Genomic DNA, 14364 nt, shown 5'->3' with positions numbered 1-14364 from the left:
CCTCATCCTGAGCCGACGTGGTCCAAACCAATCCCGTTTCGTACTCATAGCGGGATTTGGGAGCGCTCTCTTTCCCGGCAAGAGTACGAAACGGGAAAAGCGGGGGCTGGGTTAGGAGCGGGGGTCGCGGCCTACCAGGGCGATGAGGCGGGTTTGCGGATCGGCGTCGGCGGGGACGGTGATCGGCGGGGCGAAAATGCCGGAGCTCTGCCACTTCGACACCTCGGGCCGCATCACGGTGTAGACCGCCTCGGCCAGCTCGGCGTCGAGCGCGTCGTCGTCGCCGATCGCCCTGGCCAGGTCCCACGCGTGCACGGTGAGGTCCATCGTCATCTGCCAGCCGTAGTCCGTCGCGGGGATGGTGCCGAAGCTGACCTCGACCTCGTCGTCCAGCGCGTCCGGGCGCTCGAAGGCGTCGCGGGCGTTGCGCGCCGCGCGTTGCCACGTGCCGACCGGGTCGTCGCCGAGCTGGTCGCCGTCGAAGCGGTCGCCGACCTCTTCGACCGTCGCTCCGCGCAGCAGCAACGGAGCCCACAACTGTTCTCCGACAAGGTGATTCACCAGATCACGCACGGTCCACTCGGTGCACGGCGTCGGCAGTTGCCATTGGTCGGCGCGCACCAGGTGCACTCGTCGGTCGAACTCCTCCATGGCGCGGTCGTGTGCTTCGAGCAGCTCCATGACTCCACCACACCAGTGCTCACGGAATGACGCCAGCACGACGCGCCACTCATGTGGATCACGCCTCGATGACACCCGCCAGGTGAGGTCCGCGCGCGGAGCGAACGGAGAACTCCCAGCCGGAGTCGCGCCGCGCCGAACGGAACTCCACCGAGGACGGCAGCAGCACCGGGAGTTTGAAGCGGACGTCAACGGTGAACGCGTCCGGCAACCGGCCCGAGAACGCCGCGAGGCAGTGCGCCTTGGTCCACATCCCGTGCGCGATCGCCCTGGGGAAGCCGAAAAGCCGTGCGGTGATCCGCCTGAGGTGGATGGGGTTGTGGTCGCCCGACACCGCCGCGTACCGCCGCCCGACGTCGTCGGGGACCCGCCACAGCGCCGAGGGCGGGGCCAGCGCCTCCAGCTCGGCCTGCGCGGAGCCCGGCGAGGAGGACGTCCGCCGCAGGTAGGTGCTCACGCCCTGCCACACGACCTCCTCCCCCACCGCCGCCTCGGCGTTCATGTCGAACTGCCGCCCGCGTTCGTGGTCCCGCAAGGAGTCCGCCCACACACGCAGCCGCAGGCCCTCCCCTGCCGACACCGGCCGGTGCTGGGTGATCCGATTGCCGACGTGCACCAGGCCGGGCAGCCGGAACGGGAACCCGCGATCGGTCATCAACCGCACTGCCAAAGGAAAAGCGAGGATGTGCGGATAGGTCGCGGGCAGCACGTCGCCGGTGCCGAAACCGCAGACCTCGTTGTACGCCACCAGTTCAGCGCGATCGACCACCACGTCCGGCCGCACGTACTCCACGCCGGGCAGCTCCGAGCCGCGCGCGCCGAAGCTCAGCGCGGCCTTGGGGTACAGCAATCCGAGACTGGGTGTGCTGTGCAGTTCGCGAACCGTTCTGACCACGCTCATCACGCCCCCAGCAGGCTCTGGCCGCACACCCGGACCACATTGCCGTTGACCCCGGCCGAGCCCGGATTCGCATACCAGGCAATGGTTTCCGCGACGTCGACCGGCAGCCCGCCCTGCGCGAGGCTGCTCAGCCTGCGGCCCATCTCCCTGGTGAACAAGGGGATCGACGCGGTCATCTTCGTCTCGATGAAGCCGGGCGCGACGGCGTTGATCGTGCTCCCGGTGCGGGCCAGCACCGGCGCGAGCGACTGCACCATGCCGATCACCCCGGCCTTGGAGGTGGCGTAGTTCGTCTGCCCGAAGTTGCCCGCGATCCCGGCGATCGAGGACACGCCGACGATCCGGCCGCCGGGGCGGAGCACGCCGTCCAGCAGCGCGTCGTTGATCCGCTCCTGCGCGGACAGGTTCACCGCGATCACGGAGTCCCACCGCTGCTCGTCCATCTTGCCGAGCGTCTTGTCCCGCAGGATGCCCGCGTTGTGCACCACGACGTCGACCCCGCCGTGCCGTTGCGCGAAGTGCTCGGCGATCCGGGCGGGGGCGTCGAGCGCGGTGATGTCGAGCTGGAGCGTGCTGCCACCGATCCGGTTCGCGACCTCGGCCAGCTCATCGCCCTGTGCCGGAACATCAAGGCACACAACGGATGCGCCGTCCCGTGCGAGCAGTTCCGCGATCGCCGCGCCGATTCCCCGGGAGGCGCCGGTGACCAGCGCGGTCTTCCCGGCCAGCGGCCGTTCCCAGTCCTCCGGCTCGGTCACGTCGGCGACGCCGATGCGAACGACCTGCCCGGAGACGAACGCGGAGCGATCGGAGACGAAGAAGCGCAGCGTGCTGGCGATCCCCTCCTCCGCTCCGGGCGAGACGTAGACGAGCTGTGCGGTCGCTCCGCGCTTGACCTCCTTGCCCAGCGATCGGGTGAAGCCCTCCAGAGCGCGCTGCGCGGTCGCCTCCTTGGCGTCGGAGCAGTCCGAAGGCGGAGTGCCGAGAACGATCACCCGGCCGCACGGGCCCAGCCGCCGGATCACCGGCTGGAAGAACCGGTGCAGGTCCTGGAGCTTGGCGCTGTCGGTGATCCCGGTGGCGTCGAAGACGATCGCGGCGAAGCGGTCCTCGCCCTCCGGAGGGGTGGTGACGACCTCGGCGCCCGCCCCGGTCAGAATGGCCGTGGCGATCTTGGCCAGCCTGCCGTCCTCCGCGCTGCCGATGAGTACCTGACCTGCTACAACGGGGTCACCAGGGCGGTGTCTGCGCAGCGGCGCCGGACTGGGCAGGCCGAGCTTGCGCACGAGCGTCCGCCCGAGCGGAGAGGTGCTGAACCGCTGGTACCGATCCGCCATGTGAGGCTCCCTACTCATCAGTAAGACTACTCATCGGTAGGTTATGCTCGAAAGGGTATCCCCGTAACCGCTGGAGGGGCACATGGCCGAGACCACACGCCGCGTCGCGATCATCGGGGGAAACCGGATCCCGTTCGCGAGATCCAACGGCCCCTACGCATCCGCATCGAACCAGGACATGCTCACCGCCGCGCTGGACGGTCTGGTCGGGCGGTTCGGGTTGCAGGGCGAGCGGCTCGGCGAGGTGGTCGCGGGCGCCGTGCTCAAGCACAGCCGGGACTTCAACCTGACCAGGGAGAGCGTGCTCGGCAGCAGGCTCTCCCCGCAGACCCCGGCCTACGACGTCCAGCAGGCGTGCGGCACCGGCCTCGAGGCCGTCATCCTGGTCGCCAACAAGATCGCGCTCGGCCAGATCGACGCCGGGATCGCCGGTGGGGTCGACACCACCAGCGACGCGCCGATCGGGGTGAACGAGGACCTGCGCAGGCTGTTGCTGAAGTTCAACTCCGCCAAGGGCATCGGCGCCCGGCTGAAGCTGCTGCCGAAGCTGCGGCCGAGCCACGTCGTCCCTGACCTCCCGCGCAACGGTGAACCGCGCACCGGCCTGTCCATGGGCGAGCACGCGGCGATCACCGCCAAGGAGTGGGAGATCGAGCGGCAGGAGCAGGACGAGCTGGCCGCTGCCAGCCACCGCAAGCTGGCCGTCGCCTACGAGTGCGGGTTCTTCGACGACCTGCTGACGCCGTTCCTCGGCCTGACCCGCGACCAGAACCTGCGCCCTGACTCCACAGTGGACAAACTCGCCAAGCTGAAGCCGGTGTTCGGCACGAAGTCCAAGGAGTTCCGCGATTCCGCGACGATGACGGCCGGAAACTCCACGCCGCTTTCCGACGGAGCTTCCACCGTGCTGCTGGCCAGCGAGGAATGGGCCGAGCGGCACCGGCTGCCGGTGCTGGCGCACTTCACCCACTGCGAGACGGCGGCGGTGGACTTCGTGCACGGCGGCGAGGGCCTGCTGATGGCGCCGACCTACGCCGTGCCCAGGATGCTCGCGCGGGCCGGGCTCGACCTCGGCGACTTCGACTTCTACGAGATCCACGAGGCGTTCGCGTCGCAGGTCCTGTCCACCCTCAAGGCGTGGGAGGACCCGGGCTACTGCAAGGAGAAGCTCGGCCTCGACGCCCCGCTCGGCCGGATCGACCGGGCCAAGCTGAACGTCAACGGCTCCTCGCTGGCCGCGGGCCACCCCTTCGCCGCCACCGGCGGGCGGATCGTGGCCACCCTGGCGAAACTGCTGGCGGAGAAGGGGTCCGGCCGCGGTCTGATCTCCATCTGCGCAGCGGGCGGTCAGGGCGTCACGGCGATCCTGGAACGCTGATCACTCCAGCAGCACCCAGGTGGTGGTGCAGCGGACGGAGACGGTCACCGGCTGCGGTTCCAGCTTCAGCTCACGCGTGTCCGGCGCGTAGGACGCCGCGGTCGCCGCGTAAGCCATCCGCTCGACGCCGCCACCGTGCGACTCGTCCCCGTCGGTGATCCGCAGCAGTGGGCCGAGCCGCACGCCCAGCGCCGCCGCGTAGCCCTGCGCCCGGCGCCGCGCGTCCTCGACCGCGTGGTGCTGGGCGTCGGCGACGGCCTCGGACCGGTCCGACAACTCCCAGTCCGGTCCGTTGAGCCACGCGGGCTCCGCCGCGATCAGCGCGCCGAGCAGCTCGTCCAGCTGTTCCCGGTCGGTGACCCGCACCGAGTAGTACTGCTCCGCCCCGGAGCCGACCCGATGCCCGTTCTCCCAGTTGGTGTGCACCGAAAGCCGCCGTGAACGGACCTCGACGCCCTCGCGGTCCAGCAACGGCTCGACCCGCGAGATCCGCGAGGTCAGCTCGTTCACCGCAGCGGTGCGATCGGCCCCGTTCGCGCTGTAGGAGACCCACAGCTGCGCGCGGTCGGCGATGCGTTCGACTTCTCCGGTCCCTTTGGTCACTACTTCAGCCACGCCACCCACACTCCCCGCGAATGGCCGCATCCGCAACGAGGGAACTTGAGGGTTTGACCGCAACTGTGCGAGAAATCGCTTGCGGGCCACCGGGAGTCCGCTCGCGCGTCCTCCACTGCATGAGCGAAGACCTGCGGATCCGGGCTGCCGATCTCGCTGACCTCGACGACCTCTCGGAGATCCACACCAGGGCCCGCGCCTCCTACTACCGCGGCCACGTCGACGAGCGGGTGCTGGTCGACCCCGAACAGGCCGCGCGGCGCCGGGACGTGATCGAGGGGTTCCTCTACTCGCCGGACCAGGCCCTGCTGTGCGCCGAGCTGGACGGCAGGCTGGTCGGGTTCACCGCGGCGGGCCCGAGCCACGACCCGGACGCCGATCCGGCCGGGGTCGGCGAGCTGTACTCGCTCTACGTTGCCCCGCCGAGCTGGCGCCGGGGCGTCGGCGGGGAGCTGCTGCGCGCGGCGGTGAGCAGGCTCCGGGTCTCCTTCGGCTACCTCACCCTGTGGGTCTGGGAGCACAACGCCAGGGCGCGGTCCTTCTTCGCCGCGCGCGGCTGGTGGCTGGACGAGATGGCGCGGCGGGCCGACTGCCCGAGCTTCGTGCGCTACCGGCGGCACCTCTGATGCTTCCCGTTTCTCTGGCAAACATCCGGCCGTAACCGGGAACACGCCGTTACTTGTCCGGCTGGTGAGGCATCTCACCGGACAATCGGGTGCACAACCGGGGTATCTGGTGCATACTTGTCTTGTCACTCCGACACAGACTTCCAAGGGGATGCGAACTCAGATGAACCTCGTCGCGAAGATGCGTGCTCGTCGTGCCGACAACCGGACTCGCCGTGCCGTGAACCGCGCGATCGACGGCGCGGCCACCCCGGCCCTGCGTCACGAGCTCATGGTCATTGCCAGCCAGCAGGTGACTACCCTCCGCTGAGGCCGGGGACGGCGGACGTTCGCCGGCGACCTCGACCGCCGGCTCGAGCGGCCCTCCCGCCGTCCTGCCCAACGGAGTTACCAGCGCCCCTGGGCGGCCTCCCGCCGCCCAGGGGCGCTTTCATCTGTTTCATCTGTCGTCGTCACGTGTCTCACCCGGTCACCAAACGTGACCCGCATCACATAGGCTGTAGGGTGTAACAAGGTCGGTCGCACCAGCGATGACCACTATGACCCCGCGATGCTGTCGGACCCCCGACCTGGCAGCACCGCGGGGTTTCCCATATCCGCAGGCGCTAGGCCAGCGCCCGGTCGTCCTCGCCGAAGTCGGCGCCGGGCTCGACGGGCGGGTTCTCCAGGTGCCAGCGCACCGACCGCTCGATGCCGAACTCCACCGGTGCGGGTCGCCACCCGAGCAGGTCGTGCGCCTTCGAGCTGTCGAAGAGCAGGTGCTGCGCGTGCGCCTTGGTGAACACCAGGTCGGCGGGGACCAGGTCGCCGGGCACCTCGACGAGTTCCGCCTCGTGCCCGGCAGCGGCCAGGATCTGCCTGGTCCAGGTGCCGAAGTCGTGCGTGTGCTGCTCACCGATGTTGAAGATCTCGCCCTGCGCGCGGGCGTTCCCGAGTGCGGCGAGCACGGCCCTGGCGACCTCTCCGACGTAGCAGCGGGTCCACAGCCAGTTGCCGGGCCCGATGGGGATCCGCTCGCGCTGCGCCCGGACCCGCCGCAGGACGAACTCCTCCCGGTGCTGCGGATCGTGCTCCCCGTAGACCACGGCCAGCCGGAGCACCGCCCCGCCGCGTTCCAGGTAGGCGGGCTCGACGTCGAGCTTGTCGTAGTCGTCGAGGCCGAGGCCCTGGCCCCGGTAGGGAAAGCGGCCGACGCGCAGCGCGCTCTCCTCGCGCAGCGGCGTCGGCTCCCCGCTCGCCCCGGCTTTGAACAGCTCGAACGCGCGGTACACGTCCATGCTGGACAGCACGACGAGCTGCGCGTCGGGTAGGTGCGGCAGCACCGCGTCCACGTCGCCCCGGCTCAGCGCGATGGTGTCGATCACCGCGTCCGGCCGGAACGCGCGCACGTCCGCCGCGACCGTGCCGAAGTCCGCCCGGTCGGCGTGCAGGTGCTCGCAGGCGACCCAGTTCCGCGGCTCGGTCCGGCCCCGGTGCACGACGAGGACGTCGTCGCCGCGAGCGACCAGCTCCTCGACGATGCGCCTGCCGATGAACTCGGTCCCGCCGAGTACGACCACTCGCATGGCCCCATCCGAACACGGCCGCCCCGATTTTGCCGTCGGATGTAGTACATTTGCTACATTCGCTAGCAGTAGTTCGACAAGAAGGGGGAGGTTCATGACGGGTTGGGGAACCGTGATCGAGGTCCGGGACCTGTGGATGAGGTACGGGACGAACGACGTGCTGCGCGGGATCGACCTCCAGGCGCAGCGCGGCGAGGTGCTGGCGCTGCTCGGGCCCAACGGGGCGGGCAAGACCACCACGATCGAGATCCTCGAAGGCTTCCGGATGCGCTCCGACGGCGAGGTCTCGGTGCTGGGCGTCGATCCGGCGCACGGCGACGAGCGGTGGCGGGCCGGGCTCGGCGTCGTTCTCCAATCCTGGCGGGACCACGCGAAGTGGCGCGTCCGCGAGCTGCTCGCGCATCTGGGCGACTACTACCTCCCGTACGCCGAGGAGCGGAAGCGGGCGCCGTGGCGCGGTGAAGAGCTGATCGAGTCGGTGGGGGCTCGGTCCGCAGGCGAACACGCGGATCTCCAAGCTCTCCGGTGGCCAGCGCCGCAGGCTGGACGTGGCGATCGGCATGGTGGGGCGCCCGGACCTGCTGTTCCTCGACGAGCCGACGGTCGGTTTCGACCCGGCCGCCCGACGCGAGTTCCACGACCTGGTGCACCGGATCGCCGATGACGAGACGACCGTCCTGCTCACCACGCACGACCTGGACGAGGCCGAGAAACTGGCCGACCGCATCGTGATCCTGGCGGGCGGGCAGATCATCGCCAACGGCTCCGCCGACGCGCTCGCCGCGCGGATGGCGACCTCGGCCGAGGTCCGCTGGACCGTCCGCGGGCAGCGTTTCGTGCACTCCACCACGGAGTCGACGCCCTTCGTCCGCGACCTCTTCGCCCAGCACGGTGACGACGTCGCCGACCTGGAGGTCCGCCGCGCCACGCTGGAGGACACCTACATGGCCCTGGTCAGGGAAGCCGAATCCGGTGGCGTCGTGGCCGCCGCCAGTCAGTTCGTGGAGGGAGCGCGATGAACCCGACCTGGAACGCCGTGCGGCTCGGGCTGCGCAGGGGCGGCATCGAGCTCCGGCAGAGCCTGACGACCCCGCAGGACCTGCTGGGCTACTTCTTCCCCGTCGTGGTCTTCACGGTGGTCCTGTTCTTCGTCCGCGACGCCAAGATCGCGGGCACGTTCTCGGTCGGCGAGTTGATGCTGCCCAGCATCGTCGGCATGAGCATCGCGGTCACCGGTCTGGTCAACCTGGCGCAGCTGCTGACCGTGGAGCGCGAGGACGGAACGCTGCTGCGGGCCAAGTCCACGCCCAACGGCATGGTCGGCTACCTGGTCGGCAAGACCGTGCTGATCTCCGGGACGACGGTCATCTCCGTGACCGTCCAGCTGGGCGCGGCCACGGTGCTGCTCGACGGGGTCGGGATCAGCGGAGCGGGCTCCGGACTCACCCTGGTCTGGGTGGTCGCGCTCGGGCTGCTGGCGACGCTGCCGGTTGGCGCGATCCTCGGTTCGCTGGTCAGCAACTCGCGCAGCGTCGGCGTGGTGATGCTCCCGGTGATGGCCGTCGCGGGCTCGTCCGGCATCTTCTACCCGCTGTCCCAGATGCCGGAGTGGATGCAGGGCCTCGCCCAGGTCTTCCCGGTCTACTGGCTCGGGCTGGGCACCCGCTCGGCACTGCTGCCCGAGGGGATGGCCGGGGTGGAGGTCGGCCAGTCCTGGCGGCACCTGGAGACTTTCGGCGTGCTCGGCGCCTGGGCGGTGGTCGGGCTCCTGCTCGCGCCGATCGTGCTGCGCCGGATGGCCAGGCGCGAGTCCGGCTCGTCCGTTGAGGCCAGGAAGAGGAAGGCGATGCAGTCCATTGGGTGAGGGCACGGGGTCGGAGACGATCCACAACCGCATCGCGATGCTCCGCGCGGAACGGGGCATCTCGCGCCGCCAGCTCGCCGAGGCGCTCGGCGTGCACTACCAGACGGTCGGCTACCTGGAGCGCGGCGAGTACAGCCCCAGCCTGCACCTGGCGCTGCGGATCGCCGAGCACTTCGAGGTGCCGCTGGAGGTCGTCTTCTCGCTCGCCCCGTTCCCCCGCATCGGCGCCGACTAACGTTTCGTTTCGTGTGCGGCGCCGAACAGGGTGTCCAGGTGGTGCGTCGCCATCGCCAACGCTTCCTCGGCGGTGTGCAGGCCCAGGTGGTAGTAGCTGGTCAGGCCGTCGACCACGCTCATGATGAGCATGCCCTCCCGCCGCGGGTCCCGGTCTGCCGGGATCTCGCGGCGGTCCCGCGCCTCGCGCAGCTGGTGCTCGAAGAAGTCCAGCAGTTTCGTTGAGCCCTGGCGCGAGTGCGCGAGCAGCCGTTCGTTGTCCAGCGCCTCGACGTAGAAGCTGATGTTGATCCGGCTGCCCTGCCGCTTGCGGTCGTCCAGCGGCAGCATCTCGGCGACGCACATCCGCAGGATCGCCTCCGGCGTCCGCTCGTCCAGCGCCGCGACCCTGGCGGTGACCCGCTCGGTGACCCGCTCACTGATGAAGTCCATGGCGGAGACCAGCATGTCCTCGCGGGTGGCGAAGTAGTGCTGGAGCTGCCCGAGCGACATCCCGGCCGCGCGCGCGGTGTCCCGCAGGCTCACCCGGTCCAGGCCCCGCTCCCCGGCCAGCTTCCAGAGCGCGCTGACGATCGCCGCGCGCCGCTCCTCGTGGTCCACCTGCTTCGGCACCGGGTCAGCCTATAGCAAGTCGTTTGACTTATTACAGCTGACTTAATACGGTCGACTTGAAACGAGGGGGAGTCCGCCGTGAACCTGAGACCGCCGGTCAACCGAGTCGATCCGCGCGCCCGCCGCTGGTGGAGCGCGCAGGCGTGGGTGTCGCTCGCGGGGCCGATGCTGCTGGTCGCGTTGACGATGTTCGTGTTGTCCCTGCTGTTCTTCCCGAAGGCACTGGTGTGGCTCGGCCCGCTGCTCGTCGCGGTGCTCGTGCTGCCCGCGCTGCTGTACGCCCTGGTCATGCCGCCGTGGCGGTACCGCGTGCACGCGTGGGAGCTGGGCTCGAAGGCCGTCTACGCCGCGTCCGGGTGGTTCTGGCAGAAGCACCGCGTGACGCCGTTGTCCCGAGTGCAGACCGTCGACACCACCCAGGGGCCGATCCAGCGCTCGTTCGGCCTGGCCACCGTCGTGGTGACGACGGCTTCGACCCACGGCGACGTGAAGATCGCCGGGCTCGCGGCAGCCGACGCCGACGAGCTGGCCCGGCGCATCGGTGAGGCCGCCGAGGTCGTTCCGGGTGATGCCACGTGACCTGGCAGCGACTGGACCGCCGCACCATCGCGGTGCACTGCGCGTGGCTCGTCGCGCCGTTGGCCTCGTTCGTGCTGACGCTGCTCGCGACCGGTGGTGCCGTCGGCGTTCGCGGCTGGCTGACCCTGGCTGGGATCACGTTGGCGTTCTTGGTGATCACCATCTACGGCGTGCTCCGGCTGACCACAACGCGGTACCGGATCTCGGCGTCCACGTTCGAGCTGAACACCGGCGTGCTGCACCGTCGTCGCCGCTCGATCGTCTTGGAGCGCGTCCGCAACGTCGACCTCACCGCGAGCCCGGTGCACCGCGTCCTCGGCCTGGTGGTCCTTCGTGCGGGCACCGCGGCATCGGATGGCGGGAAGGAACTCGTGCTCGACGCGCTGCCCCGAGCGACCGCGCACCGGCTCCGCGAGGAACTCCTGGCGCGTGCCGACCGCACGCACGCCGACGATCCGGTCATCGCGACGATGCACTGGAAGTGGCTCCGCTACGCGCCATTGACCTTCTGGGTCTTCGGCGGCGTGCTCATCGTGGCCGGTGCGGCCACGCGGGCGCTGAACGGCCTGGACATCAAGTGGTGGGAAATCGGGATCGTCCAGGACGCGTTCGCCGCGTTCGGGCACAGCGCCCTGTGGCTCACGATTCCGTTGCTGGCGCTGGGACTCACGTTGCTCGGGATGATCGGCGCGATCGCCGTCTACGTGGAGACCTGGTGGTCCTACCGTCTGGAGTGGACGGACGCGGAGACACTGCAGGTCCGGCGCGGGCTGCTCACCACGCGTGCCGTGTCCATCGAGCGCCGCAGATTGCGCGGTTCCCGGCTCCGCGAACCGCTTCTGCTGCGTGCGGGCGGCGGCGCTCTGGTGGACGCGGTCGCAGGAGGACTCGGCAACCAGGAGGAGACCCGCCGACGCAGTTCCGTGCTGCCCCCGTCGCCGCGAGCGGAAGCTGCCCGGGTCGCGCTCGAAGTGCTGGGGCTGCCTCAAGGCACCGATCCCTCGCTGCGCAAGCACCCCGAAGTCGCCCAGCGTCGTCGCGTCGTGCGCGGCTTCGTCTTCGTGACGCTGCCGATCACTTTTGTGTTGCTGCTGTTGGGTTTCCTGCTGACCACGGTGCTTCTGCACGTGGCGTGGATCTTCTTCCTGGTGACCGCGCCTGTCGCTGTGTGGATGGGGCGGGACGCCTATCGCAACCTGGGGCACGGGATTTCCGGTTCGCACCTCGTGATCCGGTCCGGCGTGTTCAGCCGGGACACCGTTCTGCTCGAGCGGGAAGGGGTTCTCTCGTGGTCCTTCAGCAGCAACCCGTTCTCCCGTCGCGCGGGCCTGGTCACCGCGACCGCGGCCGTCGCCGCGGGCGAGCAGGGCTACCGCATCCGGGACCTCGCAGAGTCCGACGCGGTGGACTTCGCCGAAGCCGTGACGCCGAACTTCCTCACCGAGTTCCTCGCCCGTCCATCGCGAGAAGTTCTCGGATAGATCTGCGGGGCCAGTGCCGTTTAGCGAGCGTTTAGCAAGCGGTGGAACCGGGCTCCTACCTTGTCCGTCTATCTCCACAAAGGACACTCACAGCTCGGGGAAACCAATGCAGATCAAGAAGAAGCTTTCGGCCGCTCTCGTCACCCTGGCCGCCGCGGGCGGGATGGTGCTCACCGCACCCGCCGCGCAGGCCGCCGACGCGTGCGAGGGCAACGGCCCGGGTGGCTGGATGTGCAGGCACACCATCAGCGGCGGCCACAAGATCTCGATCCTGTTCTACGGTGACACGCGGGAGATGGCGGGCTGGGACAACGGGCACTACTACACCCACATCGACAGGTCCCGGGACGGCGGCAGGACCTGGGAAGGCCCGTTGGCGACCGGGCAGGGCTGGTCCGGGAGGCTCAACCGCCAGGACTACAGCTGGCGCGCGTGCTCCAACGTCAACGGGCGCTACCACTGCACCGGCTGGCACTGATCGAACGTGGTGGGGCGGCACCGTCGCCCCACCACATCATGACGACCGCTGCCACTCCCGCAGCTTGTCGTCCAAAGTGGACTTTCTCTTTCCGCGCAGTCGAACGCGAACGTGCAGCCCTTTCACCCGCTCCGTGGCGCGCGCGGACGTCAGCGTTCCCAAGGCGTTCAACGCCTCCGTGGTGACTGTCTCGGCGTGTTCGTACTCTTCGAGTTCCAGGTACGCGGCGGCGAGGTGGATCCGGGTCTTCGCCTTTGCCGTGACCCGGTCCGATGGCAACGCGCGCAGCGCCTGTTCCAGCATCGCGGTCCCCTGCCGAGGTCGCCCGGCGTCGCGAAGGCATTGCCCCACGTCGGCAAGCAAATCGGGTTCGCCGTAGAAGCCGAGCCACTCAGGTTCCGCGGTTCCCTTCCGGTCAAACGCCCGCCGCGCGTTCTCGGTCGCGGTGATCGTCGCTCCGGCGTCACCGAGGAACGCGAAACACCGCGCCTCGATCGAGTGCAGGTAGGCCGTGACCGCTGGCGTGGCCCGGTTGTCCGCCACCTGCAACGCTGATCTGGCGAGTGCCGCCGCGTGCTGACCGCTCCGCTTGGCTTCGTCGGTATCCGTGGTGGCCTGGGCGACGTCTATCGTCATTCGGCTCATCTCAGCCAGAACGTTCGCCGCGTATGGTCGATCATCCGCGTGCATCGCCAAGTTGAGCGCCTGCGAGTAGTACCGCTGTCCCAACGCATGCCGCCCGGCGTCGACCGACGTGAGCCCGGCGAGCCAGGTTGCTTGCGCCACCGCGGAATACAGCGTCGGAGCGACTTCGTCGGAGTACCGCCCGTGCAGCACACGCGTCGCGTTGTGATGAAGCAGGTGAACGACCTGTTCGCGCGTGGCTCCACCGCCGTAGCGACGTCCCTGGCGCTCGAAGTGCCGAACGGTCTCCTGCAACGCGCTGACATCCGACGCTCCGATCCGTGCGCCGCTGCCTGCTGCTCGTTCGGAGTCCGTTGGCAGAGAGATGGCCAGCAAGGCGGGTTCGGAGAACGCCGCGGCCGCGAATCCGGAGCCCAAGAGGAAGTTCCGTCGGTTGATATCCCGCCCTGATAGCTCCGCCACGGTGTCGATCGTGCCATCGATCGACCTGGAGTAGCGGAAACCGTCGAACGTGTCGGCACCCTCGTCGGACAGGTCCGGCCAGCCGCAGTCTGTGACGCGGATGGGGTAGCCCAAGCGCCGGGAAAGCACATGTGCGACCAGCCTGGGAACCGGTGCTCGCGGGTGGCACCCGTCGAGCATCCTTGTGACGGATGTGGTGCTCGTGCCGAGATGAATTCCTTGCTCCGCACCGGCTTTCACGATGGCCCGCGCCAGAGCCGAACTGCTGAGCCCGGCTTCGGTCAACAAGCGCCGCAGCGCTGTGTTCACACGGCTCTCCCCGCCCATGCGTTCGATGGTCGCGTTGAACGGGTCTCTTGTGAAGTCGCTCGTCCGAAGTAGGACCCAAGTGAGACAAGTGCGTTCATGCGGTTCGACCAGTTGCGTTCAGGCAGTTACCGGAGAGGCACACAGACGCTGTTCTTGCGGTAGGCGGTCGCGTCGCTACCGCCCGCAGATCAGCCGTCCTGAACAGGGGCTTGTCGGGCTAAGCGGGGATAACATGACGTGCGAACAAATTTTTCGTGCCGATTCTGATGGAATTTGGCTCTGTATTCACTGTGGGAAGCGAATGTGAGCTGCGCGAAGCCGTGTCTTCGTCGTGCCTCCAGCCCTGTGCTGTGGCGGTACGAATTCGGGCACACCTTTCGATGGATCAAGGGCGCTCCGTGCGTCGACGTCTATGAGGGCAACTACTCGGACGGTCGGCTCGTGCTCCTCGTGCGGAGTGGTGTGCTGCCCCAGTGCACGAACCACGCCGCGTTCGTCGAGGGCATTCCGGTCGTTCCGTTGACGTGATCGGAAGACGTATTCAGCCGGGTCGTCCGGGCGTGGGGCGCACAACGCTGAGCTTCGAGTGGCCGGAGT

At 68.9% G+C, this 14364-nt stretch carries 15 protein-coding genes and 1 pseudogene; 9 read left to right on the top strand and 7 right to left on the bottom strand.

Features of this window, described 5'->3' with window-relative positions:
* Window positions 1–111: 111 nt before the first annotated feature.
* The 3 genes from NLX83_RS08610 to NLX83_RS08600 are packed head-to-tail and all read right to left on the bottom strand — an operon-like array spanning window position 112 to window position 2919.
* Entirely contained in the window at window positions 112–681 is a 570-nt protein-coding gene (locus NLX83_RS08610) for a TIGR03086 family metal-binding protein (RefSeq protein WP_254234299.1), read from the bottom strand.
* A 58-nt stretch (window positions 682–739) separates the two neighbouring features.
* The gene (locus NLX83_RS08605) at window positions 740–1582 is read right to left on the bottom strand and encodes a MaoC/PaaZ C-terminal domain-containing protein (protein WP_254234298.1); all 843 of its coding nucleotides are present in this window, start codon (window positions 1580–1582) and stop codon (window positions 740–742) included.
* A complete protein-coding gene (locus NLX83_RS08600) occupies window positions 1582–2919 on the bottom strand; it encodes a 3-oxoacyl-ACP reductase (RefSeq protein ID WP_254234297.1) in 1338 nt (445 codons plus the stop codon). The genes NLX83_RS08605 and NLX83_RS08600 overlap by 1 nt, the downstream gene beginning before the upstream one ends.
* A gap of 82 nt (window positions 2920–3001) precedes the next feature.
* Here NLX83_RS08600 and NLX83_RS08595 point away from each other — a divergent pair, with 82 nt between their 5' ends.
* Window positions 3002–4297 carry an acetyl-CoA C-acetyltransferase gene (locus NLX83_RS08595; protein WP_254234296.1) on the top strand — a complete coding sequence of 432 codons (1296 nt, stop codon included), beginning with the start codon at window positions 3002–3004 and terminating at the stop codon, window positions 4295–4297.
* On the opposite strand, the gene NLX83_RS08590 is transcribed toward NLX83_RS08595, so the two are convergent.
* The gene (locus NLX83_RS08590; protein WP_254234295.1) at window positions 4298–4912 is read right to left on the bottom strand and encodes an SIMPL domain-containing protein; all 615 of its coding nucleotides are present in this window, start codon (window positions 4910–4912) and stop codon (window positions 4298–4300) included.
* Window positions 4913–5031: 119 nt separating this feature from the next.
* Here NLX83_RS08590 and NLX83_RS08585 point away from each other — a divergent pair, with 119 nt between their 5' ends.
* Window positions 5032–5538 carry a GNAT family N-acetyltransferase gene (locus NLX83_RS08585; protein WP_254234294.1) on the top strand — a complete coding sequence of 169 codons (507 nt, stop codon included), beginning with the start codon at window positions 5032–5034 and terminating at the stop codon, window positions 5536–5538.
* A 163-nt stretch (window positions 5539–5701) separates the two neighbouring features.
* Complete coding sequence (locus tag NLX83_RS08580) at window positions 5702–5848, top strand: hypothetical protein (protein ID WP_168200670.1); 147 nt, start codon at window positions 5702–5704, stop codon at window positions 5846–5848.
* A gap of 295 nt (window positions 5849–6143) precedes the next feature.
* On the opposite strand, the gene NLX83_RS08575 is transcribed toward NLX83_RS08580, so the two are convergent.
* Complete coding sequence (locus NLX83_RS08575; RefSeq protein WP_254234293.1) at window positions 6144–7103, bottom strand: NAD-dependent epimerase/dehydratase family protein; 960 nt, start codon at window positions 7101–7103, stop codon at window positions 6144–6146.
* Between the two features lie 94 nt (window positions 7104–7197).
* Between NLX83_RS08575 and NLX83_RS08570 the strand changes: the two are divergent.
* The 3 genes and pseudogenes from NLX83_RS08570 to NLX83_RS08560 all read left to right on the top strand — a co-directional run bounded on the left by NLX83_RS08570 (window position 7198) and on the right by NLX83_RS08560 (window position 9202).
* Window positions 7198–8122 (top strand): annotated as a pseudogene (locus NLX83_RS08570) (ABC transporter ATP-binding protein).
* Window positions 8119–8967 (top strand): ABC transporter permease, encoded by an 849-nt coding sequence (locus tag NLX83_RS08565; RefSeq protein WP_254234292.1) that lies wholly within the window; start codon window positions 8119–8121, stop codon window positions 8965–8967. The pseudogene NLX83_RS08570 and the gene NLX83_RS08565 overlap by 4 nt, the downstream one beginning before the upstream one ends.
* Before the next feature lie 37 nt (window positions 8968–9004).
* Entirely contained in the window at window positions 9005–9202 is a 198-nt protein-coding gene (locus NLX83_RS08560; protein WP_254236140.1) for a helix-turn-helix transcriptional regulator, read from the top strand.
* On the opposite strand, the gene NLX83_RS08555 is transcribed toward NLX83_RS08560, so the two are convergent.
* A complete protein-coding gene (locus NLX83_RS08555; RefSeq protein WP_254234291.1) occupies window positions 9199–9813 on the bottom strand; it encodes a TetR/AcrR family transcriptional regulator in 615 nt (204 codons plus the stop codon). The genes NLX83_RS08560 and NLX83_RS08555 overlap by 4 nt on opposite strands.
* Before the next feature lie 78 nt (window positions 9814–9891).
* Between NLX83_RS08555 and NLX83_RS08550 the strand changes: the two genes are divergently transcribed.
* The 3 genes from NLX83_RS08550 to NLX83_RS08540 all read left to right on the top strand — a co-directional run bounded on the left by NLX83_RS08550 (window position 9892) and on the right by NLX83_RS08540 (window position 12351).
* Complete coding sequence (locus tag NLX83_RS08550; RefSeq protein WP_254234290.1) at window positions 9892–10392, top strand: PH domain-containing protein; 501 nt, start codon at window positions 9892–9894, stop codon at window positions 10390–10392.
* Window positions 10389–11873, top strand: coding sequence for a PH domain-containing protein (locus tag NLX83_RS08545; protein ID WP_254234289.1), 1485 nt, complete (start codon window positions 10389–10391; stop codon window positions 11871–11873). Before NLX83_RS08550 ends, NLX83_RS08545 begins: the two co-directional genes overlap by 4 nt.
* A gap of 106 nt (window positions 11874–11979) precedes the next feature.
* Window positions 11980–12351, top strand: a complete 372-nt coding sequence (locus NLX83_RS08540; RefSeq protein WP_254234288.1) for a hypothetical protein — start codon at window positions 11980–11982, stop codon at window positions 12349–12351.
* Window positions 12352–12387: 36 nt separating this feature from the next.
* Here the strand turns inward: NLX83_RS08540 and NLX83_RS08535 are convergent, their stop codons facing one another.
* Window positions 12388–13785: a hypothetical protein gene (locus NLX83_RS08535; RefSeq protein WP_254234287.1), complete on the bottom strand. Its 1398-nt coding sequence runs from the start codon at window positions 13783–13785 to the stop codon at window positions 12388–12390.
* Window positions 13786–14364 lie beyond the last annotated feature (579 nt).

Source organism: Allokutzneria sp. A3M-2-11 16 (genome assembly GCF_024213555.1).
Classification (GTDB): Bacteria; Actinomycetota; Actinomycetes; order Mycobacteriales; family Pseudonocardiaceae; genus Allokutzneria.
The sequence above is the reverse complement of the archived record's forward strand: the minus strand, read 5'-3'. Positions and strand labels throughout refer to the sequence as shown.

Excerpts from the sequence above, each read along its gene's own strand:
- NLX83_RS08605 (WP_254234298.1), bottom strand. The coding sequence starts at position 1,582 with ATGAGCGTGGTCAGAACGGTTCGCGAACTGCACAGCACACCCAGTCTC.
- NLX83_RS08595 (WP_254234296.1), top strand. The coding sequence starts at position 3,002 with ATGGCCGAGACCACACGCCGCGTCGCGATCATCGGGGGAAACCGGATC.
- NLX83_RS08580 (WP_168200670.1), top strand. The coding sequence starts at position 5,702 with ATGAACCTCGTCGCGAAGATGCGTGCTCGTCGTGCCGACAACCGGACT.
- NLX83_RS08540 (WP_254234288.1), top strand. The coding sequence starts at position 11,980 with ATGCAGATCAAGAAGAAGCTTTCGGCCGCTCTCGTCACCCTGGCCGCC.
- NLX83_RS08585 (WP_254234294.1), top strand. The coding sequence starts at position 5,032 with ATGAGCGAAGACCTGCGGATCCGGGCTGCCGATCTCGCTGACCTCGAC.
- NLX83_RS08535 (WP_254234287.1), bottom strand. The coding sequence starts at position 13,785 with ATGGGCGGGGAGAGCCGTGTGAACACAGCGCTGCGGCGCTTGTTGACC.
- NLX83_RS08600 (WP_254234297.1), bottom strand. The coding sequence starts at position 2,919 with ATGGCGGATCGGTACCAGCGGTTCAGCACCTCTCCGCTCGGGCGGACG.
- NLX83_RS08610 (WP_254234299.1), bottom strand. The coding sequence starts at position 681 with ATGGAGCTGCTCGAAGCACACGACCGCGCCATGGAGGAGTTCGACCGA.
- NLX83_RS08560 (WP_254236140.1), top strand. The coding sequence starts at position 9,005 with ATGCTCCGCGCGGAACGGGGCATCTCGCGCCGCCAGCTCGCCGAGGCG.
- NLX83_RS08575 (WP_254234293.1), bottom strand. The coding sequence starts at position 7,103 with ATGCGAGTGGTCGTACTCGGCGGGACCGAGTTCATCGGCAGGCGCATC.
- NLX83_RS08565 (WP_254234292.1), top strand. The coding sequence starts at position 8,119 with ATGAACCCGACCTGGAACGCCGTGCGGCTCGGGCTGCGCAGGGGCGGC.